This window comes from Pseudomonas fluorescens, from assembly GCF_001648775.1.
Classification (GTDB): Bacteria; Pseudomonadota; Gammaproteobacteria; order Pseudomonadales; family Pseudomonadaceae; genus Aquipseudomonas; species Aquipseudomonas fluorescens_M.
On the sequence record NZ_LVEJ01000003.1, the window covers coordinates 425,528 to 449,522 of the forward strand.

The 23,995-nt window shown below is 61.5% G+C and carries 24 protein-coding genes; 3 read left to right on the forward strand and 21 right to left on the reverse strand.

What is annotated here, in order from left to right:
• Positions 1-61: 61 nt before the first annotated feature.
• Positions 62-1,336: an Hsp70 family protein gene (locus A8O26_RS06285; RefSeq protein WP_064117233.1), complete on the reverse strand. Its 1,275-nt coding sequence runs from the start codon at positions 1,334-1,336 to the stop codon at positions 62-64.
• Positions 1,337-1,627: 291 nt separating this feature from the next.
• Here A8O26_RS06285 and A8O26_RS06290 point away from each other — a divergent pair, with 291 nt between their 5' ends.
• The 3 genes from A8O26_RS06290 (at position 1,628) to A8O26_RS06300 (ending at position 4,454) form a co-directional block, all read left to right on the forward strand.
• Positions 1,628-2,578, forward strand: a complete 951-nt coding sequence (locus A8O26_RS06290) for a DnaJ C-terminal domain-containing protein (RefSeq protein WP_016984796.1) — start codon at positions 1,628-1,630, stop codon at positions 2,576-2,578.
• Positions 2,579-2,601: 23 nt separating this feature from the next.
• Positions 2,602-2,907 (forward strand): chaperone modulator CbpM, encoded by a 306-nt coding sequence (locus tag A8O26_RS06295; protein ID WP_064117234.1) that lies wholly within the window; start codon positions 2,602-2,604, stop codon positions 2,905-2,907.
• A 149-nt stretch (positions 2,908-3,056) separates the two neighbouring features.
• Complete coding sequence (locus A8O26_RS06300) at positions 3,057-4,454, forward strand: SET domain-containing protein (RefSeq protein ID WP_064117235.1); 1,398 nt, start codon at positions 3,057-3,059, stop codon at positions 4,452-4,454.
• A gap of 49 nt (positions 4,455-4,503) precedes the next feature.
• Here A8O26_RS06300 and ureC read toward each other — a convergent pair whose 3' ends face one another.
• The 20 genes from ureC to A8O26_RS06400 form a co-directional block, all read right to left on the reverse strand.
• Positions 4,504-6,204 carry an urease subunit alpha gene (ureC, locus tag A8O26_RS06305; protein WP_064117236.1) on the reverse strand — a complete coding sequence of 567 codons (1,701 nt, stop codon included), beginning with the start codon at positions 6,202-6,204 and terminating at the stop codon, positions 4,504-4,506.
• 139 nt (positions 6,205-6,343) lie between these two features.
• Positions 6,344-6,649, reverse strand: a complete 306-nt coding sequence (locus A8O26_RS06310) for an urease subunit beta (protein WP_064117237.1) — start codon at positions 6,647-6,649, stop codon at positions 6,344-6,346.
• A complete protein-coding gene (locus A8O26_RS06315; RefSeq protein WP_064117238.1) occupies positions 6,649-7,182 on the reverse strand; it encodes a GNAT family N-acetyltransferase in 534 nt (177 codons plus the stop codon). The genes A8O26_RS06310 and A8O26_RS06315 overlap by 1 nt, the downstream gene beginning before the upstream one ends.
• A 5-nt stretch (positions 7,183-7,187) precedes the next feature.
• On the reverse strand, positions 7,188-7,721 hold the full coding sequence (locus A8O26_RS06320) for a GNAT family N-acetyltransferase (protein ID WP_064117239.1): 534 nt from the start codon (positions 7,719-7,721) through the stop codon (positions 7,188-7,190).
• A gap of 9 nt (positions 7,722-7,730) precedes the next feature.
• Complete coding sequence (gene ureA / locus A8O26_RS06325; protein WP_016984788.1) at positions 7,731-8,033, reverse strand: urease subunit gamma; 303 nt, start codon at positions 8,031-8,033, stop codon at positions 7,731-7,733.
• Between the two features lie 157 nt (positions 8,034-8,190).
• Complete coding sequence (locus A8O26_RS06330; protein ID WP_064117240.1) at positions 8,191-9,030, reverse strand: urease accessory protein UreD; 840 nt, start codon at positions 9,028-9,030, stop codon at positions 8,191-8,193.
• A gap of 43 nt (positions 9,031-9,073) precedes the next feature.
• Positions 9,074-9,772 carry an urea ABC transporter ATP-binding subunit UrtE gene (gene urtE / locus A8O26_RS06335; protein ID WP_038360486.1) on the reverse strand — a complete coding sequence of 233 codons (699 nt, stop codon included), beginning with the start codon at positions 9,770-9,772 and terminating at the stop codon, positions 9,074-9,076.
• 142 nt (positions 9,773-9,914) lie between these two features.
• Entirely contained in the window at positions 9,915-10,784 is an 870-nt protein-coding gene (gene urtD, locus A8O26_RS06340; protein WP_008078129.1) for an urea ABC transporter ATP-binding protein UrtD, read from the reverse strand.
• On the reverse strand, positions 10,781-11,860 hold the full coding sequence (gene urtC / locus A8O26_RS06345) for an urea ABC transporter permease subunit UrtC (protein ID WP_064117241.1): 1,080 nt from the start codon (positions 11,858-11,860) through the stop codon (positions 10,781-10,783). Before urtC ends, urtD begins: the two co-directional genes overlap by 4 nt.
• A complete protein-coding gene (urtB, locus tag A8O26_RS06350) occupies positions 11,860-13,362 on the reverse strand; it encodes an urea ABC transporter permease subunit UrtB (RefSeq protein ID WP_064117242.1) in 1,503 nt (500 codons plus the stop codon). The genes urtC and urtB overlap by 1 nt, the downstream gene beginning before the upstream one ends.
• 256 nt (positions 13,363-13,618) lie before the next feature.
• A complete protein-coding gene (urtA, locus tag A8O26_RS06355) occupies positions 13,619-14,884 on the reverse strand; it encodes an urea ABC transporter substrate-binding protein (RefSeq protein WP_064117243.1) in 1,266 nt (421 codons plus the stop codon).
• Between the two features lie 254 nt (positions 14,885-15,138).
• Positions 15,139-16,518 carry a PepSY-associated TM helix domain-containing protein gene (locus A8O26_RS06360; RefSeq protein WP_064117244.1) on the reverse strand — a complete coding sequence of 460 codons (1,380 nt, stop codon included), beginning with the start codon at positions 16,516-16,518 and terminating at the stop codon, positions 15,139-15,141.
• 84 nt (positions 16,519-16,602) lie between these two features.
• Positions 16,603-18,723, reverse strand: a complete 2,121-nt coding sequence (locus A8O26_RS06365) for a TonB-dependent copper receptor (protein WP_064117245.1) — start codon at positions 18,721-18,723, stop codon at positions 16,603-16,605.
• 84 nt (positions 18,724-18,807) lie between these two features.
• A complete protein-coding gene (locus A8O26_RS06370; RefSeq protein ID WP_064117246.1) occupies positions 18,808-19,254 on the reverse strand; it encodes a DUF2946 domain-containing protein in 447 nt (148 codons plus the stop codon).
• 21 nt (positions 19,255-19,275) lie between these two features.
• Positions 19,276-19,755 carry a copper chaperone PCu(A)C gene (locus A8O26_RS06375; RefSeq protein ID WP_064117247.1) on the reverse strand — a complete coding sequence of 160 codons (480 nt, stop codon included), beginning with the start codon at positions 19,753-19,755 and terminating at the stop codon, positions 19,276-19,278.
• Positions 19,756-19,803: 48 nt separating this feature from the next.
• On the reverse strand, positions 19,804-20,202 hold the full coding sequence (locus A8O26_RS06380; RefSeq protein WP_064117248.1) for a DUF2946 domain-containing protein: 399 nt from the start codon (positions 20,200-20,202) through the stop codon (positions 19,804-19,806).
• A 47-nt stretch (positions 20,203-20,249) separates the two neighbouring features.
• A complete protein-coding gene (locus A8O26_RS06385; protein ID WP_064117249.1) occupies positions 20,250-20,561 on the reverse strand; it encodes a hypothetical protein in 312 nt (103 codons plus the stop codon).
• A 341-nt stretch (positions 20,562-20,902) separates the two neighbouring features.
• On the reverse strand, positions 20,903-21,631 hold the full coding sequence (locus tag A8O26_RS06390) for a cobalt-precorrin-6A reductase (protein ID WP_064117250.1): 729 nt from the start codon (positions 21,629-21,631) through the stop codon (positions 20,903-20,905).
• Entirely contained in the window at positions 21,628-22,725 is a 1,098-nt protein-coding gene (locus tag A8O26_RS06395) for a cobalt-precorrin-5B (C(1))-methyltransferase (protein WP_064117251.1), read from the reverse strand. Before A8O26_RS06395 ends, A8O26_RS06390 begins: the two co-directional genes overlap by 4 nt.
• The gene (locus tag A8O26_RS06400; protein ID WP_064117252.1) at positions 22,718-23,929 is read right to left on the reverse strand and encodes a bifunctional cobalt-precorrin-7 (C(5))-methyltransferase/cobalt-precorrin-6B (C(15))-methyltransferase; all 1,212 of its coding nucleotides are present in this window, start codon (positions 23,927-23,929) and stop codon (positions 22,718-22,720) included. Before A8O26_RS06400 ends, A8O26_RS06395 begins: the two co-directional genes overlap by 8 nt.
• Positions 23,930-23,995 lie beyond the last annotated feature (66 nt).

A 23,995-nucleotide genomic window follows, 5' to 3' on the forward strand; every position in this document is an offset into this window, starting at 1 on the left:
AAGGAATGCGGTCAAATGTGGGAGCGAGCTTGCTCGCGAAGGGCGCGACGCCGATTTCAGGTCAGTTCATGGCGCCGTAGCGTTTCATGGCTTCAATCGCCAAACCGCTACCAATGCTGCCGAAGATATTCCCTTCAACATGCCGCGCATTCGGCAGCATCGCCGAGACGCTGTTGCGCAGCGCCGGGATCCCGCTCGAACCGCCGGTGAAGAACACGGTATCGACCTGATCGACCGCCACGCCGGCATCGTTCAACAGCTGTGTGACACTGCCGCGCACCCGCTCCAGCAGCGCATCGATCGCCGATTCAAACAGCGCGCGGCTCAGCTCCACGCTCAGCCCGGCCTCGATCCGGTCCAGCGGCACATGGCGGCTGTCGGTGTGGGTCAGTTGAATCTTGGTCTCTTCGACTTCCATCGCCAGCCAGTGCCCGGCACGCTGTTCGATCAACTTGAACAAACGGTCGATGCCGCCGGTGTCTTCGATGTCATAACGCATGCTGCCCAGCGCCAGGCTGGATTTTTGCGAGTACACCGAGTTGATGGTGTGCCAGGTCGCCAGGTTCATGTGGTGACTGGTCGGCATGTAGGCGCCGCTCTTCATGCGGCTGCCGTAACCGAACAGCGGCATCAGGCCTTGCAGGCTCAGCTGTTTGTCGAAGTCGGTACCGCCGATGTGCACGCCGCCAGTGGCGAGGATGTCATCGTGTCGGTTGTCGACCCCGCGACGCTCTGGCGACAGGCGCACCAGCGAAAAGTCGGAGGTACCACCGCCGATGTCGACGATCAGTACCAGCTCCTCTTTCTCGATGGTCGACTCGTAGTCGAAGGCGGCGGCAATCGGTTCGTACTGGAACGAGACCTCTTTGAAGCCAATCTTCCTGGCCACGTCGACCAAAGTGTCTTCAGCCTCCTGGTCAGCCAGCGGATCGTCGTCGACGAAGAACACCGGACGGCCGAGCACCACCTGCTCGAATTCCCGACCGGCGGTGGTTTCCGCACGGCTTTTCAGTTGGCCGATGAACAGGCCGAGCAAGTCCTTGAACGGCATCGCTGTGCCGAGCACGCTGGTGTCGTGCTTGATCAGCTTGGAACCGAGCAGGCTCTTCAGCGAGCGCATCAGCCGGCCTTCGTAGCCTTCCAGGTACTCGTGCAGCGCCAGACGACCGTACACCGGGCGGCGTTCCTCGATGTTGAAGAAGACCACCGACGGCAGGGTGATCTTGTCGTCTTCCAGCGCGATCATCGTTTCCATGCCGGGGCGCAGCCAGCCGACGGTGGAGTTGGACGTGCCGAAGTCGATGCCGCAGGCACGGGCTGGAGAGGCGTCTTTCATGTCTTTCGGTTCCGGTCAAAAAAACGGCCGCGCAGTGTATGTCAGTGCGCGCCAGAATCGAAGGCCGGTCATCTGCTATTTCGTGTCTAAACTGGTTGAAAATCGCAGCTTCGCCCCAAACTTGCTGGCATGGGCCGGCAGAACCACCGGCGGTCACAAGAACCGCCGTCCACTGCCGATAAACTTCTGCTGCGCCACCCGGTCACAACCTTGAGATCGGTCAACCTGGCACGCGCGATTCGGCGCATGCTGGCCTCGGCGCGAAATCGATAACGGATGGTGATTCCTTCAATGGACTTCAAAGACTATTACAAGATACTCGGCGTGGAGCCGACAGCAGACGACAAGGCAATCAAGGCTGCCTATCGCAAGCTGGCGCGCAAATACCACCCCGATGTCAGCAAGGAAAAAGACGCCGAGGCCAAGTTCAAGGACGCCTCGGAAGCCTATGAAGCGCTGAAAAGCGCCGACAAACGCGCCGAATATGACGAGCTGCGCCGTTATGGCCAGCACGGTCAGCCGTTCCAGGGGCCACCGGGCTGGCAGAGCCGTGGCGGCTTTGGCGGCGGCGGTGGCGACACCGGGGACTTCTCGGACTTCTTCAGTTCGATCTTCGGCAATCGCGGCCCCGGTTTCGGTGGCGGCGAGGGTCGGCAACAACGCAGTGCAGGGCGCCGAGGGCAAGACGTGGAAATGGAACTGCCGATCTTCCTCGAGGAGACGCTCGCTAACGAATCGAAGAAAGTCACCTTCCAGGTGCCGCAATACAACGCCAACGGCCAGCACGTCAGCAACACCAGCAAGAGCCTGAACGTGAAGATCCCGGCGGGCGTGACCGACGGCGAGCGCATCCGCCTCAAAGGCCAGGGCGCACCGGGCATCGGTGGCGGGGCGAATGGCGATCTGTACCTGACCATTCGTTTTGCGCCGCACCCGAAATTCGATGTGGAAGGCGAAAACCTGATCATCACCTTGCCGCTGGCACCATGGGAACTGGCGCTGGGCGCGGAAGTGGCGGTGCCGACCCTGACCGGCAAGATCAACCTCAAGGTCCCGGCCGGCAGCCAAAATGGCCAGCGCATGCGCGCCAAGGGTCATGGTCTGAAAAACAAGGCCGGAGAGCGCGGTTACCTGTTCGTGCAACTCAAAGCCGTGATGCCGAAAGCGTCCGACGATGAGGTCAAGGCACTGTGGCAGGAGCTGGCGAAGAAAGCCGCGTTCAATCCGCGAGAGAACTTCTAAATTCGACGACGGAGTAGCCCATCATGAGCAGCCCCCTGATCGTTCAACTGGACCTGGCAGAATTCTGTGAGGCGGCCGACTTGTCGGACCTCTACGTGATCGAAATCGTCGAACACGGCATCCTCGAACCTCAGGGCGCGCAGCCCCGGGAATGGCGCTTTACCGATTACGAACTGGCCCTGGCCAAACGCGCCGCCAAGCTGCGGCGCGATCTGGAGCTGGAGTGGGAAGGCGTTGCATTGGCGCTTGATCTGCTCGAAGAAGTCCGCGAGTTGCGCGCCGAAAACCGCATGTTGCGCCAGCGTTTGGGGCGCTTGGTGGTCGAATAGTTGTCGAGAGTGTTTGCAGGTATTTCCTGTGTTTGAACAGGCCTGCGGGTCTGATAGGTTTTCGGGTAATGGATGCGGCAATGGATGCCGGTCCCCTCGGTGCAGGCCATGCCGGTCGGCGCTGAGGAACACTACAAGGAAACGTATTCATGCCAGTAAAACCCAAACCGCCCAGCAAAGGCACGGGCGCCGTCGATATTGCCGGACCCGGGCGACCGTCCGCTGACGCGGGCCATTCAAGGGGCGACACGACCCTGCATTTCACCCCGGATCCGTTTGCCGTGAAAACGGCGGGCAATACGCCCGAGCCTGGGCGAGTCACCTCGGAGCTTGAGGTGGCAACCTCACCGCCGCGGGTCAATCTCCAGGCCACACGCCCCACTTCCGGCGCTGCCTCAAGCGCTGAGCACAACCCGCTTCAGCCTTATTTGATCCCGGCGGCGCCCGCGCTGCCGGAAGCCGACGCCATGGGCATCAGAACGCACAAGGGCCGCCAGTACGTTGATGTGCAGGGCGGCGGCACGGTGTTGATCGCCATCGATCCGCAGACCGGTCTGCACCGGGCCAAATTGTCGAGCGAACTGCAAGGTTCCGGTCCGCTGCTGGCCCGTGACCCGATAAATCAACGCTGGTATCCACTGGAAGATTTCGCTGCCACCGGCATTGCGCGCAAGGGCAGTTCGCCGCAGCGCCAGAGCGGTGATGACTACGATTCGGCACTGGAGGATCTCTCAAGCACGGCAGACAGTTTGCCGGAGCAGTTCTACCTGGCGTCCGAATCAATGCCGATCAAACCGTTCAGCGCAGACGAGCTGAAACACATGCGGCTTGCGCAACCCTATTCCTTCCGTGACAACCAATTGGGCACTTACAACCGCGTCAATAACGGCAAGTATCCGCTGCGCGATACGGCGGGCAGACCGATACGCATCCGCAAACTGCAAAACTGGGTCGCCCTGGAAAACGGCGACAAATACACCTCCGAGCAGATAAAACCGTACATCAAGTTTGAAGGGTACGAGGATGTCGCCCGCTTGTATGAAGAAAAGCTGCAGCTGCGCAAATTCACCGAGGCGGATGTCAGAGTGGTCGGTGAAAAAGGCCTGGTCGGGCAGTACATGGTCGTGGCCAACCGACGGATCAGCAAAGGCGAAACGGTGGGCGTTTATGGCGGGGTGCTGACGCCGTTACGCTTCATCAGTCGCAGTGAGCAAACCTTCACCATGAGTGCCGGCGCACACATGCGTTTTGGCGGCGGCAACTTCACGCCCGATCCGATCATTGTCGTGGGCGATAACATCCTCTCCAGAATCAACACCCACTTCATCTACGACGCCACTGGCAAGCCGATCAGTCAGGCGGCAGACGGCTACAACGTCATCGTCGTCGCTTTTAAAGTTGAAGCGGACATGCCGCTGGGTATTAGAACAGCCAAGCGTCCGTACACGCTGAATGCGCTGTTTGCGTCCTCGGATATTCCGGCAGGCACCGAATTGCGCTGGAACTACAACTACTCGGATGAAGAAATATCCTGGATCTTTCCCTGACAGACGCTGAACACGGGCAGGGCTGCCCGTGTTCAGGCCTAGGGTGGGGTTAAAACAGAAAGTAACGCTGCGCCATCGGCAGGGTTTCTGCCGGTTCACACCACAACAGCACGCCATCAGCCTTGACCTGATAGGTCTGCGGATCGACGTCGATGTTCGGTAGATAGTCGTTGTGGATCAGGTCGGTTTTCTGCACATCGCGGCAACCTTTGACCACAGCGATTTTTTTCTTCAATCCCAAGGCCTCAGGCAACCCGGCAGCCAGCGCGGCCTGACTGATGAAGGTCAGGCTGGTGGCGTGCAGCGAGCCACCGTAACTGGCGAACATCGGGCGGTAGTGCACCGGTTGCGGGGTCGGAATCGAGGCGTTGGCATCACCCATCAGGCTGGCGGCAATCGCGCCGCCCTTGAGGATCAGCGTCGGTTTCACGCCAAAGAATGCCGGGCGCCACAGCACCAGATCCGCCCACTTGCCGACTTCCACCGAGCCTACTTCATGGCTGATGCCGTGGGTAATCGCCGGGTTGATGGTGTACTTGGCGATGTAGCGTTTGGCGCGGAAGTTGTCGTTGCCGGCGCCGTCCTGCGGCAGCGGGCCGCGCTGTTTTTTCATCTTGTCGGCGGTCTGCCAGGTGCGCGTGATGACTTCACCGACACGGCCCATGGCCTGACTGTCGGAGCTGATCATCGAGAACGCGCCGAGGTCGTGGAGGATGTCTTCGGCGGCAATCGTTTCGCGGCGGATGCGGCTTTCGGCGAAGGCGACGTCTTCGGCAATGCTCGGGTCGAGGTGGTGGCAGACCATCAGCATGTCGAGGTGTTCGTCGATGGTGTTACGGGTGAACGGCCGGGTCGGGTTGGTCGAGCTCGGCAGCACGTTGGGGAAGCCGCAGGCCTTGATGATGTCCGGCGCGTGACCGCCACCGGCACCTTCGGTGTGGTAGGTGTGGATGGTGCGACCCTTGAATGCGCCAAGGGTGGTTTCGACGAAACCGGATTCGTTGAGGGTGTCGGTGTGGATCGCCACCTGCACGTCGAATTGATCAGCAACGCTCAGGCAGTTGTCGATGCTCGCCGGGGTGGTGCCCCAGTCCTCGTGCAGTTTCAGGCCGATGGCGCCGGCCTTGACCTGCTCGATCAACGGCTCCGGCAGACTGGCGTTGCCCTTGCCGGTGATGCCGATGTTCATCGGGAAGGCGTCGGCGGCCTGGAGCATGCGCGCCAGGTGCCATGGGCCCGAGGTGCAAGTGGTGGCGTTGGTGCCGGTGGCCGGGCCGGTGCCGCCACCGATCATGGTGGTGACGCCGCTCATCAGCGCTTCTTCGATCTGCTGCGGGCAGATGAAGTGGATGTGTGTGTCGATGCCGCCAGCGGTGAGGATCATGCCTTCGCCGGCGATCACTTCGGTGCTGGCGCCGATGGCGATGGTCACGTTGGGTTGCACATCGGGGTTGCCGGCCTTGCCGATCGCGGCGATGCGCCCGTCCTTGAGGCCGACGTCGGCTTTGACGATACCCCAGTGGTCGATGATCAGCGCGTTGGTGATCAGCGTGTCGACCACTTCGGCGGCCAGTAACTGACTCTGGCCCTGGCCATCGCGGATGACTTTGCCGCCACCGAATTTCACTTCTTCGCCGTAGGTGGTGAAATCCTTTTCGACTTCGATCCACAGCTCGGTATCGGCCAGGCGCACCTTGTCGCCGACGGTGGGACCGAACATGTCGGCGTAGGCTTGACGGGAAATCTTCATTCGTTCGCCTTGAGATTCAATTGGTTTTGAGATCGCTCGCATTACTCGCTTTCGCGAGCAGGCTCGCTCCCACATTTGATCGCGTTCTCATGTGGGAGCGAGCCTGCTCGCGAAGGGGCCAGTGCGGACACCGCGTTAGTTACAGGTCACCCATGACCCGTCCGGCGAATCCAAACACCCGGCGATGCCCGGCGTAATCCACCAACTCAACCTCACGGCTTTGCCCCGGCTCAAAACGCACGGCGGTGCCCGCGGCAATATTCAGGCGCATGCCCCGGCTGGCCGCGCGATCAAACGCCAGCGCGTCGTTGGTTTCAAAAAAGTGATAGTGCGAGCCGACCTGAATTGGCCGGTCGCCGCTGTTGGCGACTTTCAGGCTGACGGTGCGGCGGCCGACGTTGAGTTCGATGTCGCCGGGCTGGATCTGGTATTCGCCAGGAATCATCACTGGGCTCCTTGCAGAATCTTGTAATAGAGGGCGGTCGGGCGGTACGTGCCATTCGGGTCGCAGGCGTAATCGGGAATGGCTCCCGCACGGGTGTAACCCAAGGCCTTGTAGAAATCTTCGGCGGGCGAGCCGGCTTCGGTGTCGAGGTAAAGCATGCCGCGCTTGTGCTTGGGTGCTTCGAGTTCCAGGGCGGTCATCAATTGCTGGCCGAGGCCGCGCCGCCGCGCGTGTTCGCGCACCAGCAGTTTCTGCACCTCGGCGCGGTTAAGGCCGTTGGCCTTCTGGCACAGGCCCAGTTGCACGCTGGCCAATACCTGTTCGTCCTTGACCACCACCCAGAGCAGCACGCTGCCTTTGTTGACGTTGTCCTGCACCTCATCGAAGTAGGCGCGCGCCTGCGCGGCATCGAGGTCGGCCATGAAGCCAACGCTGGCGCCATACCCCACGGCATCGAGCAACAGGTCGATCAGGCCCTGACGGTAATGCGCAAAACTTTCAGCGTTGACGCGGCGCAGTTGGGCGGCGTTCATCGGTGTCACTCCTTGTTGGCGTCTGGCGGCTCCGCGCCGGGGTTGAGGGTCAATTGCATGAAGGTCAGGTCGAGCCAGCGGCCGAACTTGGTGCCGACTTGCGGCATCTGCCCGGTGATGACGAAACCGGCGCGTTCGTGCAGACGAATCGAGGCGGCGTTACCGCTTTCGATAGCGGCGACCATCACGTGTTTGCCACAGGCCCCGGCGCGTTCGATCAGCGCCGTCATCAGTCGTGGGCCGAGGCCGTTGCCGCGCTGATCGCTGCGCACGTACACCGAGTGCTCGACGGTGTGACGGAAACCGTCGAACGGCCGCCAGTCACCGAACGAAGCGTAGCCGAGCACGCTGTTGTCGGCGTCGACAATCACCAGAATCGGATAGGCCTGGGCCTGGCGCGCGCTGAACCAGGCCTGGCGGTTGCCGAGGTCGACGGCTTGTTCATTCCAGATCGCCGTGGTGTTGAGCACGGCGTCGTTGTAGATGTCGCGGATCGCCGGCAGGTCGGCGTGAACGGCATCGCGAATGGCGTAAGTCATGGCGCGGCCTCAGACGATCGGTTGGTGGACGGTGACCAGTTTGGTGCCGTCGGGGAACGTCGCTTCGACTTGAATCTCCGGGATCATTTCCGCGATGCCTTCCATCACTTGCTCGCGGCTGAGCAGGGTGGTGCCGAAGTGCATCAGCTCGGCCACGGTCTGGCCGTCACGCGCACCCTCGAGCAGGGCGGCGGAGATGTAGGCCATGGCTTCGGGGTAGTTGAGCTTCACGCCGCGGGCCAGACGCCGCTCGGCGACGAGGCCGGCGGTGAAGATCAGCAGCTTGTCTTTTTCGCGTGGGGTCAGGTCCATTGTGGGGTTCCATCAGGGCAGATTTAAAAGAGTGGGGACTGTTGGCACAGATCCCTGTGGGAGCGAGCCTGCTCGCGAATACGGACTCACATTCAGCATATTTGTTGGCTGACATGACGCTTTCGCGAGCAGGCTCGCTCCCACATTGAATTGCATTTCAGGTATTCCAGATTCGGGGTGGTTGAGCCTCACGGCCTAGCAGCACCGGGCGTAGCAGACGCCATAAATCGATCAGCCAGGCGCGGGCGAGCAACGCTTCACTGGCCAGGCAACGGGCAACCAACAACCCCGGCAACTGGGTCAGATCCCCGCGCACTTCATGGCCCAACGAGCGGCAGCGATCCAGCAAATCAGCATCAATCTCACCGGTGACCAACAACGTCGCAAACACCGGATTGCCATCCAGCCCGATCGGCGAATCAAGCAAGCCGTCATCGCCGACAATGCGCTGGCGCTCATGCCAGAGCAATCGACCGTCGCGGCGAATATCCAGATGCGCCTGAAAGTGCCCACGCTCGAAACGCTCGCCACTGGCCGGACGACCCAGCGCCACCACGTCCCAGTAGAACAGCCGCGCGTCACCTTGAAGATCAATCGTAGTCGTCAGCTCAGCCTGCGCGGCGCTGTAGACGATGGTCTCCTGCGGCTGCCATTCCAGCGTCGCCCCGGCAGCCACTTTCAAGTCGAGCTTCTGATAAGCCGGGCCACCGGCGCGATACCACTTGGCCGCGCCGGGGCTGGTGATCTGTGCCCATGCGCCTTGTTCGACGCGAGCGCTGATGTCCAGCCGATCACCACCGGCAATCCCGCCCGGCGGGTGGACGATGATGTGCTGACACACTTCGGGGCCTTCGGCATACAGGTGCTTTTGCACCCGCAGCGGGCCGAGATGACGACGCAGAACCGGGCGCGTGCAGTCGCCGAAACGGGCGTAGGCCAGTTCCAGCTCGGCGTGCCAGCTCGGGGTAAACAGGGCAGGTGCAACAGTCGAATTCATGGTGTGTAATTATCGTTAGGAAGCTACAGATTAGTTCGTTGTACTAGATCGTTACCAGCCCGCGTACACCCTCGGCCTCCATATTTTCACCGCGCCCCTGCTGCACGATCTCGCCTCGCGACATCACCAGGTATTGATCGGCCAGCTCTGCGGCGAAATCGTAGAACTGCTCGACCAGCAGAATCGCCATGTCGCCGCGTTCTGCGAGTTTCTTGATCACCGCGCCGATCTCCTTGATCACCGAGGGTTGAATGCCTTCGGTGGGTTCATCAAGGATCAGCAACCGCGGGCGACTGGCCAAGGCGCGGCCAATCGCCAACTGTTGTTGCTGACCGCCGGAGAGATCACCGCCGCGACGCTGCTTCATTTGTAGCAGCACCGGGAACAGTTCGTAGATGAAACTTGGTACTTCTTTGGCTTCACTGCCGGGAAACCGTGACAAACCCATCAGCAGATTTTCTTCCACGGTCAGCCGGCCGAAGATTTCCCGACCCTGTGGCACATAAGCAATTCCGGCGTGTACGCGCTGGTGCGGTTTGAACGTGGTGATCGGTTTGCCTTCCCAATTGACTGCGCCTTCTTTGGCCGGCAGCAGGCCCATCAGGCATTTGAGCAGGGTGGTCTTGCCGACGCCGTTACGGCCGAGCAGGCAGGTGACTTCGCCGACCTTCACGTCAAAAGACAGGCCACGGAGGATGTGGCTACCGCCGTAGTACTGATGCAGCTTGTCGACTTGCAGCATGTCCAGATTCCTTCTCTTGCCACAGAACCCTGTGGGAGCGAGCCTGCTCGCGAATGCGGTGTGACATTCAGCATGTTCATCGCCTGATGCACCGCTTTCGCGAGCAGGCTCGCTCCCACAGTTTTGATGAGTGTTTACAGCTTCAGCGGCCGAGGTAAACCTCGATCACGCGCTCGTTTTCCTGCACTTGCTCAAGCGAGCCTTCCGCCAGCACGCTGCCCTGGTGCAGCACGGTGACGTGGTCGGCAATCGAGCCGACAAAGCCCATGTCATGCTCCACCACCATCAGCGAATGCTTGCCCGCCAGCGACTTGAACAGTTCAGCGGTGAACTCGGTTTCCGCATCGGTCATCCCCGCCACCGGTTCATCGAGCAGGAGCAGTTGCGGGTCCTGCATCAGCAACATGCCGATCTCGAGGAACTGCTTCTGCCCGTGAGACAACAAACCCGCCGGACGATTGACCGAAGTGGTCAGGCGAATCGTCTCCAGCACTTCGCTGATCCGGTCTTTCTGTTCGCCACTCAAGCGCGCACGCAAACTGGCCCATACCGACTTGTCGGTCTTCTGCGCCAGCTCAAGGTTTTCAAACACACTCAGCGCTTCAAACACCGTCGGCTTCTGAAACTTGCGACCGATGCCGGCCTGAGCGATCTGCACTTCGCTCATCTGCGTCAGGTCCAGCGTTTCACCGAACCACGCCTTGCCGTGACTGGGGCGGGTCTTGCCGGTGATCACGTCCATCAGCGTGGTTTTGCCGGCGCCGTTGGGGCCGATGATGCAGCGCAATTCGCCGACGCCGATGTACAGGTTGAGATTGTTCAGCGCACGGAAGCCATCGAAGCTGACGCTGATGTCTTCCAGGGTGAGGATCGTGCCGTGACGGGTGTCGAGCCCCGGGCCGACGCGTTGGCCGAGGCCGATCGAGTCGCGGCTGGTGCCGGCGTCCTTGTTCGGTTCGACGGGAAAGAAGGCCGGTTCCAGCATGAATTCAGCGCTCGCCGTGACTCTCATTGTTCACCTCGTTTCTTCAGCAGACCGATCACGCCTTTGGGCAGGTACAGCGTCACCACGATGAACAGCGCGCCGAGGAAGAACAGCCAGTACTCCGGGAAGGCTACGGTGAACCAGCTCTTCATGCCGTTGACTACACCGGCACCGAGCAGCGGGCCGATCAGCGTGCCGCGACCGCCAAGAGCCACCCACACCGCCGCTTCAATCGAGTTGGTCGGCGACATTTCGCTGGGGTTGATGATGCCCACTTGCGGCACATACAACGCCCCGGCCAGACCACACAACACCGCACTCAACACCCACACGAACAACTTGAAACCGCGCGGGTCGTAGCCGCAGAACATCAAGCGGTTTTCCGCATCACGCAGCGCCGTCAGCACGCGACCGAACTTGCTCTGCGCTAGGCGCCAGCCGATGAACAGACTGGCTACCAGCAGCAACACCGTGGCCAGAAACAACACTGCACGAGTGCCCGGTTCAGTGATGCCGAAGCCGAGAATTGTGCGGAAATTGGTGAAGCCGTTGTTGCCGCCGAAGCCGGTCTCGTTGCGGAAGAACAGGAGCATGCCGGCGAAGGTCAGGGCCTGGGTCATGATCGAGAAATACACGCCCTTGATCCGCGAGCGGAAGGCGAAGAAACCGAACACCAGCGCCAGCAACCCCGGCGCCAATACCACCAGACACATCGCCCAAACGAAGCTGCTGGTGCCAGTCCAGTACCACGGCAATTCCGTCCACGACAGGAAGGTCATGAACGCCGGCAGACCATCACCGGCAGCCTGACGCATCAGGTACATGCCCATCGCATAACCGCCGAGGGCGAAGAACAGGCCGTGGCCCAGCGACAGCAGACCGGCGTAACCCCAGACCAGATCCAGCGCGAGGGCGACGATGGCGTAGCAGAGAATTTTGCCGACCAATGTCAGCGTGTACGCCGAGACCGACAGGGCACTTTCCGCCGGCAACAGTGACAGCAACGGCAGGGCGATCAGGAGGGCGAGGATCACCGCGCCGACCGCGATCGTGACTTTCGGCCCGGCCTTTTGCGTGGCCGTGACTAACAGAGGCTGGTTCATCAGTCGATCACCCGTCCTTTCAGTGCGAAGAGGCCTTGCGGACGTTTCTGGATAAACAGAATGATCAGCGCGAGGATCAGGATCTTGCCGAGCACCGCACCAATCTGCGGTTCGAGAATCTTGTTGGCGATGCCCAGGCCGAAGGCTGCGAGCACGCTACCGGCCAATTGACCGACGCCGCCGAGCACCACCACCAGGAACGAGTCGATGATGTAGCTCTGGCCGAGGTCCGGGCCGACGTTGCCGATCTGGCTCAGCGCCACGCCACCGAGGCCGGCGATGCCTGAACCGAGGCCGAAGGCGAGCATGTCCACACGCCCGGTCGGCACGCCGCAGCAGGCGGCCATGTTGCGGTTCTGGGTGACGGCGCGGACGTTGAGGCCCAGGCGAGTTTTGTTCAGCAGCAGCCAGGTCAGCACGACGACGAACAGCGCGAAAGCGATGATGACGATGCGGTTGTACGGCAGCACCAGATTCGGCAGTACCTGAATGCCGCCCGATAGCCACGCCGGGTTGGCGACTTCAACGTTCTGTGCGCCGAACAGCAGGCGTACCAACTGAATCAGCATCAGGCTGATGCCCCACGTCGCGAGCAATGTTTCCAGCGGACGGCCGTAGAGGTGACGAATCACCGTGCGTTCCAGTGCCATGCCGATTGCGGCCGTGACAAAGAACGCCACTGGCAGCGCGATCAGCGGGTAGAACTCAATCGCTTGCGGCGCATAGCGCTGGAACATCAACTGCACCACATACGTCGAGTAGGCACCGAGCATGAGCATCTCGCCGTGGGCCATGTTGATCACGCCGAGCAGGCCAAACGTGATCGCCAGACCGAGCGCCGCGAGCAGCAGAATCGAACCGAGCGACATGCCGCTGAACGCCTGACCGAGCACTTCGCCGATCAGCAGTTTGCGTTTGACTTGGGCGAGGCTGGTTTCGGCGGCAGTGCGCACGTTGGCATCGGTTTCGACGCCGGGTTCAAGCAAACCTTCAAGGCGTGTCCGCGCCAGTGGATCGCCGGTTTCGCCGAGGAGTCTTACGGCGGCGAGGCGCACGGCCGGATCCGTGTCGACCAGTTGCAGATTGGCCAGCGCCAGGCTCAGCGCGGCGTGGACGCTTTGATCTTTTTCACCAGCGAGTTGCTGGTCGAGGAATTTCAGCTGCGCGGGTTTCGCGCTTTTCTGCAATTGCTGCGCGGCACTCAGACGGATTTTGGCGTCGGCGGCGAGCAATTGATGGCTGGCCATGGCGGTGTCGATCAGACCCCGCAGGCGATTGTTCAGGCGCAGGGTTTTTGGTTGGCCGTCGATGGTCAACTCGCCTTGTTGCAGGGCGATGATCAGTTCGATACGGGCCGGGTCGGGCTGCGCAGCCCAGGCTTCGAGGAGTTTGGCCTGTTGCACGGGATTGGCTGCGACAAAGTCTTCGGCATCGCCGGCGTGGGCGAGCATTGGCAGCAAGAGTGCGATGGCTATGAGAACGCGGTGTATGGCAGTGGGCATTAGTGGTGTGTCCTTTCTTGCGGTGGCCGATGGAGCGGTGTCCGGCTGTGAATCCGCCCCTCACCCTAACCCTCTCCCAGAGGGAGAGGGGACTGACCGAGGTGTCAGGTCATCCAACATCGACCTGACATTCCTGCGTCGAACTCAGGTACTGAAAGCCACAGAGATCTGCTCCCTTTCCCCCTCGCCCCCGTGGGGGAGAGGGCTGGGGTGAGGGGGAAAAGATCTCCGCCCCAGCCCAAAACCCAAGTCAGACTCAGTTGCTCTTCACCGCATAATCCGGCTTCTTGTCGTTGCCCTGAATGAACGGGCTCCACGGTTGCGCACGGATCGGCCCTTCGGTCTGCCACACGACGTTGAACTGACCATCGGCCTGAATCTCGCCGATCATCACCGGTTTGTGCAGGTGGTGGTTGGTCTTGTCCATGGTCAGCGTGTAGCCCGACGGCGCGGCAAACGTCTGCCCGGCCAGCGCTTCACGCACCTTGTCGACGTCAGTGGATTTGGCTTTTTCAACTGCCTGCGCCCACATGTGAATGCCGACGTAAGTGGCCTCCATCGGGTCGTTGGTCACGGCTTTGTCCGCGCCCGGCAGGTTGTGTTTCTTCGCGTAGGCCTTCCAGTCATCGACGAACTTCTTGTTCACCGGGTTCTCGACGGATTCGAAGTAGTTCCACGCCGCGAGGTTGCCCACCAGCGGTTTGGTGTCGATGCCGCGCAGTTCTTCTTCGCCGACCGAGAACGCCACCACCGGTACGTCGGTGGCTTTCAAACCCTGGTTAGCCAGCTCTTTGTAGAACGGCACGTTGGAGTCGCCGTTGACCGTCGAAATGACCGCAGTCTTGCCGCCCGCCGAGAATTTTTTGATGTTGGCGACGATGGTCTGATAGTCGCTGTGACCGAACGGCGTGTAGACCTCTTCGATGTCCTTGTCGGCCACTCCTTTGGAATGCAGGAACGAGCGCAGAATCTTGTTGGTGGTGCGCGGGTAGACGTAGTCGGTGCCGAGCAGGAAGTAGCGCTTGGCGCTGCCGCCTTCTTCGCTCATCAAATATTCCACCGCCGGGATCGCTTGCTGGTTTGGCGCGGCGCCGGTGTAGAAGACGTTCGGCGACATCTCTTCGCCTTCGTATTGCACCGGGTAGAACAGCAAACCGTTGAGCTCTTCGAACACCGGCAACACCGATTTACGCGACACCGAAGTCCAGCAGCCGAACACCACCGCAACCTTGTCCTGAGTCAGCAACTGCCGGCCCTTTTCGGCGAACAGCGGCCAGTTCGACGCCGGATCCACAACGACCGGTTCGAGCATCTTGCCGTTCACACCGCCCTTGGCGTTGATCTCGTCGATGGTCATCAGCGCCATGTCTTTGAGCGACGTTTCGGAGATCGCCATGGTGCCGGACAACGAATGCAGAATCCCGACCTTGATGGTCTCGGCAGCCTGGACAGTCCAGGTCATGCCCATCGCGGCAATGGATGCCGTGAGTGTGAAAGCCTTGATCAAACTGCGACGCTTCATTGTGCGATCTCCATGAACATTTAATTTTTCTGGTTGGCAGATGCGGACGACTGAAGGTGTGTTTTGCAAGGGCTGTGCCCGGTCGGGTTTTGGCAAGAAAATGTCGTGTTAGAGCGGTTGGTAACGCAGCGCATGCACCACGAAGGAACGCCTATGGCGCATTGGTGCAGGCTGCCGCGCCAGATTGGGGCGCAAAAAAATCCCGTGCAGGGGCGTCTGCACGGGATTGGCGTTGGAGAAGGTTGAGTGCGCTTTCAGGATGATGTCGAAGCTGACTCGGTTTGCCGGTTCATCCGCGACAGCAGCAACCGATCCAGCAACCACACCACCACCAGCGAAGCCCCCACCAGCGGGAACACCACGGCCAGCGCCAACATGATCACCACGCCGGTTTTCCATTTCGGCAGGTCATGGCGCAGCGGCGGTACGCCGAATTTGCCTTGCGGCCGACGCTTCCACCAGATCACCACACCGCTGACGGCGCTGAGCAGAATCATCAGGCAGATCAGCAGTACGACGATCTGGTTGAAGGTGCCGAACATTTTTCCTTCGTGAAGCATCACGCCGATTTCCGTGGCACGGGCGACGCTGCCGTACTGCTCGAAACGCACATCGGCGAGCACTTTGCCGGTGTACTGATCGACGTGCAGGGTCGCATCGTTGCGCGGGTCATCGGCGAACACGGCGATGGTGAACACACCGGTAGCGGTGGTCGGCAGGGTGATGCTGTAGCCCGGCTCGACCTTGCGCTGGGTGGCGATGTTCTGCACCTCTTGCAGGCTGATGCTCGGTGCCGCCGGGCCGGCGTTGGCGGCACCGTGCGCCATGTGTTCGGCGTGGTCGCCGGACATTGGCATCGGCGTGTTTTCCATCGCCCAGGGCACGGTCTGGCGCGTGGCGGTGTTAAGGCTGCGCGCCTCGACGTCGGAGGTCGGTACGTTGTCCCACATCGCTGCCGGGAACACGTTCCACACCTGGGCGTATTGCTTGCCCCAGAATCCGGTCCAGGTCATGCCGCTGAGCAACATCACCAGCAGCAAGGTCGCGCCCCAGAATCCGGTGACGGCATGCAAATCACGCCACAGCACGCGGCCGCGGCTGTTCAGGCGTGGCCACAAAATACCCGCGGCCTGACCGCGCGGCCACCACAGGAACAGGCCGGACACCACCAGCACCACGCCCCAGCCGGCGGCCATTTCGATGAGACGATCACCGACGGTACCGATCATCAATTCGCCGTGAATGGCGCGGGCGATGGCTTGCAGATTCTGCTTGGCATCCTGCTCGCCGAGGATGTCGCCGTGGTACGGGTCGACGAAGATGTTGAGTTCGTGTTCAGCGGTTTTAACCACAAACTGGGCGCTGCGTTCGGCATTCAGCGGCGGCAGGTACTGGGTGACCTGGCCTTGTGGATAAGCGCTTTTTACCCGTTGCAGCAAGTCGTCGGCCGGTACGGTGTGATGCCCGGCCGGGACGTTGAGCAAGCTGCTGTACATCAGCGAATCAAGTTGCGGTTTGAACAGGTAAATCGTGCCGGTCAGGGCCAGCATCACCATGAAGGGGGCGACGAACAGGCCGGCGTAAAAATGCCAACGCCAGGCCAGGTTGTAGAAATTCGGTTTGGGCTGTTTCATCACGTGTGCTCCGCTTGGCTTGGATCTTCTAGTTGTTCTGCAACCCTGTGGGAGCGAGCAGGCTCGCTCCCACATGGGGGGGTGTTAGAAACTCATGTCCACCTTGGTCCAGAGCGTGCGCCCCGGTTCATTGATCGCTTGCGGGTCGTTGGCCGGATAGCCGAACCCGGCGTTGCCCGCCAGGTTCAGGTGTTCGGCGTAAGCCTTGCCGAACAGGTTGTCGACGCCGCTGCTGACCTTCCAGTTCTTGTTGATCCGATAGGCACCGTTGAGTGAGAACACGCCGAAGCCGGAACTCTTGTCGTAATCCTTGCCGACCACGTTGCCCTTGTTCTGGTCGATACGGTTTTGCGCGGCAACCACCCTCCACAGTGCGCCGGCGCTCCAGTTGTCTTCGGTATAGGTCAGACCGAAGCGGGCATCCAGCGGCGGCATTTGCGGCAGGGCCGAACCGTCGCTGCTGTTCTTGCCCCAGGCGTAAGCCAGGGTCGCATCGGCTTTCCAGTGGTCGGTGAGCTTGTATGCGGCACCGAGTTCACCGCCCATGATTCGCGCGTCGATGTTCTCGGCGCGCGAGGTGCTCATGCCCATCATCCCCGGCGTGTAGTCGAAGAGGATGTAATCGCGGACCACGCCGATATAACCCGAGGCCCAGGCTTCGAGGTCGGCGCTCTTGTAGTTCACGCCGAAGTCGAACTGGGTGGTCTTTTCCGGTTTGATCGAATCGAACGCATTGACCGATCCCGCCGGGCCGGACTTGGGCGAAAACAGTTCCCAGTAATCCGGGAAGCGCTGCGCGTGGCCGAGGCCTGCATACAGTGTGGTCGGGCTGTCAGCGAGGTCATGCTCGTAGCGGATGAAACCGCTCGGCAGGGTGTCGGCACGGGTGTCATCGGCGGTCGGGTTGGGGCGGGACATCATTCCCGAACCGGTGGTTTGCCGGTAATCCTTGGCCGAGGCGCGGTCGACGCGGGCACCAGTGATCAGGCGATCACGGTCGGCGGCGTACCAGGTCAGTTCGCTGAACACGCCGTAGTTATGGAAATCGGCGTCCTTGGTGTATGGCTGATCCTTGTAGGTATCGATGCCCATGCCGCTGCGCTGACGGTGCTCGTTGGTCTGCGCGTCGAGGCCGGTGATCAGTTGGATATCAGCCCAACGCCAGGTGGCCTTGATCCGTGCGCCGAGGGTGCGGCGGTCGACATTGGATGCCATGGGACCTGCCATCATTCCGGTGCCGGACGGCGTGCGCAGGGTGTAGTTGTCCATCACGTGGTCGGCATAGTTGTAGTAGACCTGCGCTTCGAGTTTCTCCAGTACGTCGGTGATGTTGGATTTTTCGAAGCGCAGACCGAGGCTTTCGCGCAGGAACTGCGAGCCGTCCATGCCGCGTCCGGCATAGCGCGCTTCGCCGTCGCCCTTGCCGGCGGTGAGTTCGATCAGGGTGTCGGCGTCTGGCGTCCAGCCAACCGCGACGTCGCCATTCCACTTGTCGTAGCGCGAGGCGACGATGTCGTTGTTGCCATCGCGGTAATCGTCGGAATGCGCGGTGTTGCCGATCACCCGCACATAACCCAACGGGCCACCGGCAGCGGCGTCGACGACCTTGTCGAAGCGTCCGTGGGAGCCGGCCAGAATGCTCGCGTTCACCCGTGTGCCGAGTTCACCGAAGCTCTCCGGTTCACGGTCGAACAGCACCGTACCCGCCGACGCGCCCGGGCCCCAAAGCACGGTTTGCGGGCCTTTGATCACGGTGAGTTTGTCGTAGGTTTCCGGCGAGATGTACGAGGTCGGCGCATCCATCCGCCCCGGGCAGGCGCCGAGCATCATGCTGCCGTTGGTGAGAATGTTCAGGCGTGAGCCAAACATGCCGCGCAGCACCGGATCGCCGTTGGTACCGCCATTGCGCACCAGCGCAAAGCCCGGAATGGTCTTCAGATAGTCGCCGCCGTCACTGGCCGGCACCGGTTGGCGCGGATCTTTTGGATTGGTGACGATGGTCAGTGGTGAGCTCGGCGCAATCGCGGTGATCACCGTCGGGCTCAGTTCTTCCTGGTGACCGGCGTGATCATCGGCCAGCACCAGCGGGGACAGCAATACGCCGCAAAGGACGGCGGTAGCGTGCCTGAAACGAATCCGCGATTCGTTCAAAGCGAAGGACGCCGGGGCAGAACCCGAGCGTGGAACAGCAGCAAACCTGGACATGACAATTTCCATCAAACAGTCGTAAACGACACGGCCGGCAGCCTCGAGCTGTCTTCTCAACCGTGTGCAATCAAAGGTGCGTGTTTACGCGGCGATGGGCGGGGCGCGGGTGCGGGCGCCGGGGAAGAAGGTCTGCCGGGCGTGGCCCAGGCGCGGGGAGGGTGGGGTGAAGGTGTTCAGCGGCGCAATATTGAAGGCAACGAAATCGCCGCCACCGGTCAGCGCCGGGCAGTTGAACAGCAGGCTGCAATAGCCGCACTTCTCCCACAGCACGTGGTGCGAGGATTGTGGCGGGCAGTGTTCGGCGCTGGGTTTCGCGTCATGTCCGGAGTGATCCATCCCCGGCATGTCCATCGACATGTCCATGCTCATCGGCATGGAGGTCGAGGCGTGCTGATCCATCGGCATCGACTGAGAAATCAGTGGGCCGATGAAGATCATCAACATGGCGAACAGGGCGATCCAGCTGCCGCGGGTCAGCGTTTCAGTCTGACGGCGTTGCAGTGGCGGCCTGGCGCTCAGCGGGCGCATGGGCGGAGTCTGCCGGAGGGCTTACTGAGCGTGCGCGTGAGCCTGCGTGGTTTCCGGCGGTTTCTTCTGCACCGAGACTTCGACGGTGACGTCACCGGCCTTCTCGAAGTGCAGGGTCAGCGGGAAGCGTTTGCCGTCGCTGAGCAGGCTGCGATCGGTCGGGTTGAGCAGCATCACGTGATAGGCCATCGGCGCAAACGTCACGTTGCCGCCGGCCGGGATTTCCACGCTAGGCACTTGCTGCATCTTCATCAGATCGCCCTGCATGACGTGTTCGTGCAGTTGCGCCTCTGGAGCGATGGGCGAGTCGACGCTGAGCAGGCGGTCGTCCGTCTTGCCGGCGTTGTGAATGATGAAATAGGCGGCGACCGTCGGTGCATTCGGCGGTAACTCTTGCGACCACGGATGAGCGATTTCCAGCTCGCCGGCCTTGTATTCATGGGCATGGGCAAAGCACGCCGGCAATAGCAGCGCAGCGACGACGATGAGTTTGTTCAACATGGCAGTTCTCCAGAACGATTTGAAACGCAGGTCAATTGCGCGAACAAATCACACCAGAGGGGAGGCGCGGGGATTGAGGCTTGGCCATTGCTGGCGCGGTGTCGGGGTTTGCAGCGAGGCGGGCGCCACACTGCGATTGCTTTCGAAGCGGGCGAAATACAGCTGCGGCGAATGCCCCGGCAACGCCACCAATGGCGCCGAGCCTGAGCAACACCAGCAATGCTGCATGTTCGAATGGGTATCGTTGCCCGGGGCTTTTTGATCGGTGGTGCCGATGTTGATCGCCACCATCTTGGTCCCGCTGCCGGTGCAGAAACTGCTCCAGAGCAACTGTTCAGCCGGTGAATTGGCCGCCTGCGCCATCGCCCCGGTCATCGGCATGGCGAGCATGTTGAACAGCACTGCAAAGCAGGCGATCCAGGCAATTGCTAGCCGGTGTCGGTTCATGGGACAGATCCATTGGGTGGGCGATCAGGCGCGGCTATTTAGCCTGATCAGGGCCGATAAGTAAAAAAGCGTCGTGCGGTTTGGTGTCGCAGCGCCTCGTGCAAGAGCTTGAGAAGTCTGCGCCCCAGTTCGATTTCGCCGTTATAAATGAGTGTAGCGGCTTCGATTCGCATTGCCTGGGCGAAATTTGAGTCGCTTTCTATTCGTGCACGAATGGTCTGCTTGAAGTCTCGAAGTGCTACCCGGTTGAGCTGCCCATCGCGCGGGACTTCGATCTCACAGCCCTTGATGTATTGGCCGAGATCGGCAGGCATTTTGAGGTAATCCTTGACGTCAAAACGGGAGAATTTTTCTGACATTGGATATGTACGCCCTTGGAATCAAAGACGTTGAGCGTAGAGGTGGACGCTGAATGCCGATAGTCAGTGATTCGTTAAGTTGTTGTGGGCAGTGTCCGGCGCGTTTGTAGGATTCAGGTCAGATATCCGGCCGAGCCCGTGACATTGTGGGAGCGAGCCTGCTCGCGAAAGCGGTGGGTCAGGCAATGATGTGCAGGCTGTGTCGACGTCTTCGCGAGCAGGCTCGCTCCCACAGTGGTCGGTGGCGGCCACATAGTCTGTGTACATCGTGAACCCTGTGGGAGCGGCGGTGCGACGATTCGACTTGACCGCGCGGGCGGCCGTGAGATCTGTGCTTATTCTCAGGTAAGGTTAAAGTTTGCGAAGGCAGCAAGAATTTCATCGACCGAGGCAAACTCCTGATCAACCCCCGGTAACTCCGGTCGCTTCAACACAATCACCGGCACCCCACGCTCGCGCGCCACTTCCAGCTTCGGCTCGGTCGCGGTGCTGCCGCTGTTCTTGCTGATCAACACATCGATCTGCCGCCGCTCGAACAGTGCGCGCTCATCCTTCAGCAGAAACGGCCCGCGTGCGCCGATCACTTCGCAGCGTTGGTTGCCGGGGTAGATATCGAGGGCGCGCAGGGTCCAGAACTGGTCGGCGGGAATTTCATCGAGGTGCTGCAGTGGTTCGCGGCCGAGGGTGAACAGCGGTCGGCGAAACGGCTTGAGCGCAGTGATCAGCTCGGCCCAGTCGCTGACTTCGCGCCAGTCATCACCGGGCTGCGGCTGCCACGCCGGCCGGCGCAGGGCCCAGCAAGGGATGCCGGTCAGTCGCGCGGCGGTTGCGGCGTTCTGGCTGATTTGCGCGGCATACGGGTGCGTTGCATCCAGCAGCAACTCGATGCCTTCGTCACGAATGAATTGCGCCAGACCTTCAGCACCGCCGTAACCACCCACACGCACTTGACAGGTCAGATCGGTCGGCACTCGGCCAACGCCGGCGAGGCTGTAGATATGTTCTGGCCCCAGCGTGCGAGCAATCGCCAGCGCTTCCGTCACGCCGCCGAGCAACAAAATCCGCTTCATGCAAAACCTCCGGCATGCCCGACAATCCCGCCCTGACGATCTATCGCAAACACCTCGACCTGGACCTGCGCCGGCACCACGCTGCGGGCGAAATTCAACGCATGTCGACAGACCTCATCGCCGAGCGCGATCCCCGCCGCACTGGCCATGGCCAAGGCTTGCTGACTGGTATTGGCCTCGCGAATGCCTTGCTGCAATGCCTCATCGGCGCCAATCGCGGCGGCCCACTCAGCCAGTTGCGGCAGGTCGATACTCGAATGCCGCGAATGCAAATCCATGTGTCCGGCCGCCAGTTTGCTGATCTTGCCGAAACCGCCGCACAGGCTGAGTTTATCCACAGGTACTTTGCGCAGATGCTTGAGCACCGCGCCGACGAAGTCGCCCATTTCGATCAGGGCGATTTCCGGCAGGTTGTAGACCCGACGCATGGTGTCTTCGCTGGCGTTGCCGGTGCAGGCGGCGATGTGCAGATAACCGTTGGTTTTCGCCACGTCGATGCCTTGATGGATCGAGGCAATGTAGGCCGCGCAGGAAAACGGCCGGACGATGCCGCTGGTGCCGAGGATCGACAGCCCGCCAAGAATGCCGAGGCGCGGGTTCATGGTTTTCAGCGCCAGCGCTTCGCCGCCCTCGACGTTGACGGTGACGTCGAAACCACCGTCATAACCGGTTTCCGCCGCGAGCAATGTCAGGTGATCGCTGATCATTTTGCGTGGCACCGGGTTGATCGCCGGTTCGCCGACCCCCAGCACCAGTCCCGGTCGGGTCACGGTGCCAACCCCGGCACCGGCATTGAAACGAATCCCCGGTTCACTCAGCAGGCGCACGCGCGAATAGAGCAGGGCGCCGTGGGTCACGTCGGGATCGTCGCCCGCATCCTTGATCGTCCCGGCCTCGGCGCCATCGTCGGTCAGTCGACAGAATTCCAGACGCATCTGCACCTGTTTGCCCTTCGGCAAGACAATCTGCACGGCATCGGCCGACAGCCCGCCGAGCAACAGGCGTGCGGCGGCCAGGCTGGTGGCGGTGGCGCAACTGCCGGTGGTCAGGCCACTGCGCAGGGGCGCAGGTTGTTCGGCGGTTTCGTCACGCATCGAGGGGTTTGACCAGATCGAGCAGGGTGATCGGCAACGCCTGACGCCAGGTGTCGAACTCGCCGAGCGGCTGCGCCTGCGCAACATGAATGCGCGTCAGCTCGCCGCCGTAACGTTCGCGCCAGCTCATCAGGGCCACTTCACTTTGGAGGGTCACCGCGTTGGCGACCAGCCGGCCGCCGGGCTTGAGTTGCGCCCAGCAGGTGTCGAACACGCCCTCACGGGTGACGCCGCCGCCAATGAAAATCGCGTCCGGGCGCTCCAGTCCGGCGAGCGCCTGCGGTGCCTTGCCGCGAATCAATTGCAGACCGGGCACACCCAGCGCATCGCGGTTGTGTTCGATCAGTTGCTGGCGACCGTCGTCGGCTTCGATGGCCAAGGCGCGGCAACTCGGGTGCGCGCGCATCCACTCTATGCCGATCGAGCCGCTGCCGGCGCCGACATCCCAGAGCAATTCGCCGGGCGTCGGCGCGAGGCGGGCGAGGGTGATTGCGCGCACATCGCGCTTGGTCAGTTGGCCGTCATGCTGGAAGGCTGAATCCGGCAAGCCAGCGAGGCGTGACAGGCGCGGGGCATGCGGATCGGCCAGGCATTCGATGGCGATCACATTGAGGTCGGCTATCGGCGCGTCGTCCCAAGCGTTGGCGGTGCTGGCGATGCGCCGCTCGGCGTCACCGCCAAGATGCTCGAGAACGCTCAGGCGACTCGAACCAAATCCGCGTTCACGGAGCAATTGCGCAACAGCAGCCGGACTCTGACCGTCATTGCTCAGCAACAACAACCGCACTCCGCTGAACAGTTGCGCATTAAGTGCCGCCAATGGTCGGGCCACCAGCGACAGCGTCACCACGTCCTGCAACGGCCAGCCGAGGCGCGCAGCGGCCAGCGAACAGGAGGACGGCGCGGGCAGGATCAGCATCTCCTCGCTCGGCAACTGTCGGGCGAGGCTGGCGCCGACGCCGTAGAACATCGGGTCACCGCTGGCCAGCACGCAAACCGCTTCGCCACGCTGCTCCAGCACCGGAGCGAGCGAAAACGGGCTCGGCCACAATTGCCGCTCGCCGCGAATGCACACCGGCAGCAAATCCAGTTGACGCTGGCCACCGACGATCCGCGAGGCGCCCAGCAGGGCACGCCGGGCGTTTTTGCCCAGGCCCTTGAAGCCGTCTTCACCGATTCCCACGATCGTCAGCCAAGGTGACATCTATATTCCTCTAAACAGGCCGTTCCGACGGGCAGACTTTTCATGCCACCGGACAAAGCAGGCATA

What these genes read in the sequence shown, in the direction of transcription:
- A8O26_RS06285 (WP_064117233.1), bottom strand. Translation starts at nt 1,336, where the DNA reads ATGAAAGACGCCTCTCCAGCCCGTGCCTGCGGCATCGACTTCGGCACG.
- A8O26_RS06290 (WP_016984796.1), top strand. Translation starts at nt 1,628, where the DNA reads ATGGACTTCAAAGACTATTACAAGATACTCGGCGTGGAGCCGACAGCA.
- A8O26_RS06295 (WP_064117234.1), top strand. Translation starts at nt 2,602, where the DNA reads ATGAGCAGCCCCCTGATCGTTCAACTGGACCTGGCAGAATTCTGTGAG.
- A8O26_RS06300 (WP_064117235.1), top strand. Translation starts at nt 3,057, where the DNA reads ATGCCAGTAAAACCCAAACCGCCCAGCAAAGGCACGGGCGCCGTCGAT.
- ureC (WP_064117236.1), bottom strand. Translation starts at nt 6,204, where the DNA reads ATGAAGATTTCCCGTCAAGCCTACGCCGACATGTTCGGTCCCACCGTC.
- A8O26_RS06310 (WP_064117237.1), bottom strand. Translation starts at nt 6,649, where the DNA reads ATGATTCCTGGCGAATACCAGATCCAGCCCGGCGACATCGAACTCAAC.
- A8O26_RS06315 (WP_064117238.1), bottom strand. Translation starts at nt 7,182, where the DNA reads ATGAACGCCGCCCAACTGCGCCGCGTCAACGCTGAAAGTTTTGCGCAT.
- A8O26_RS06320 (WP_064117239.1), bottom strand. Translation starts at nt 7,721, where the DNA reads ATGACTTACGCCATTCGCGATGCCGTTCACGCCGACCTGCCGGCGATC.
- ureA (WP_016984788.1), bottom strand. Translation starts at nt 8,033, where the DNA reads ATGGACCTGACCCCACGCGAAAAAGACAAGCTGCTGATCTTCACCGCC.
- A8O26_RS06330 (WP_064117240.1), bottom strand. Translation starts at nt 9,030, where the DNA reads ATGAATTCGACTGTTGCACCTGCCCTGTTTACCCCGAGCTGGCACGCC.
- urtE (WP_038360486.1), bottom strand. Translation starts at nt 9,772, where the DNA reads ATGCTGCAAGTCGACAAGCTGCATCAGTACTACGGCGGTAGCCACATC.
- urtD (WP_008078129.1), bottom strand. Translation starts at nt 10,784, where the DNA reads ATGAGAGTCACGGCGAGCGCTGAATTCATGCTGGAACCGGCCTTCTTT.
- urtC (WP_064117241.1), bottom strand. Translation starts at nt 11,860, where the DNA reads ATGAACCAGCCTCTGTTAGTCACGGCCACGCAAAAGGCCGGGCCGAAA.
- urtB (WP_064117242.1), bottom strand. Translation starts at nt 13,362, where the DNA reads ATGCCCACTGCCATACACCGCGTTCTCATAGCCATCGCACTCTTGCTG.
- urtA (WP_064117243.1), bottom strand. Translation starts at nt 14,884, where the DNA reads ATGAAGCGTCGCAGTTTGATCAAGGCTTTCACACTCACGGCATCCATT.
- A8O26_RS06360 (WP_064117244.1), bottom strand. Translation starts at nt 16,518, where the DNA reads ATGAAACAGCCCAAACCGAATTTCTACAACCTGGCCTGGCGTTGGCAT.
- A8O26_RS06365 (WP_064117245.1), bottom strand. Translation starts at nt 18,723, where the DNA reads ATGTCCAGGTTTGCTGCTGTTCCACGCTCGGGTTCTGCCCCGGCGTCC.
- A8O26_RS06370 (WP_064117246.1), bottom strand. Translation starts at nt 19,254, where the DNA reads ATGCGCCCGCTGAGCGCCAGGCCGCCACTGCAACGCCGTCAGACTGAA.
- A8O26_RS06375 (WP_064117247.1), bottom strand. Translation starts at nt 19,755, where the DNA reads ATGTTGAACAAACTCATCGTCGTCGCTGCGCTGCTATTGCCGGCGTGC.
- A8O26_RS06380 (WP_064117248.1), bottom strand. Translation starts at nt 20,202, where the DNA reads ATGAACCGACACCGGCTAGCAATTGCCTGGATCGCCTGCTTTGCAGTG.
- A8O26_RS06385 (WP_064117249.1), bottom strand. Translation starts at nt 20,561, where the DNA reads ATGTCAGAAAAATTCTCCCGTTTTGACGTCAAGGATTACCTCAAAATG.
- A8O26_RS06390 (WP_064117250.1), bottom strand. Translation starts at nt 21,631, where the DNA reads ATGAAGCGGATTTTGTTGCTCGGCGGCGTGACGGAAGCGCTGGCGATT.
- A8O26_RS06395 (WP_064117251.1), bottom strand. Translation starts at nt 22,725, where the DNA reads ATGCGTGACGAAACCGCCGAACAACCTGCGCCCCTGCGCAGTGGCCTG.
- A8O26_RS06400 (WP_064117252.1), bottom strand. Translation starts at nt 23,929, where the DNA reads ATGTCACCTTGGCTGACGATCGTGGGAATCGGTGAAGACGGCTTCAAG.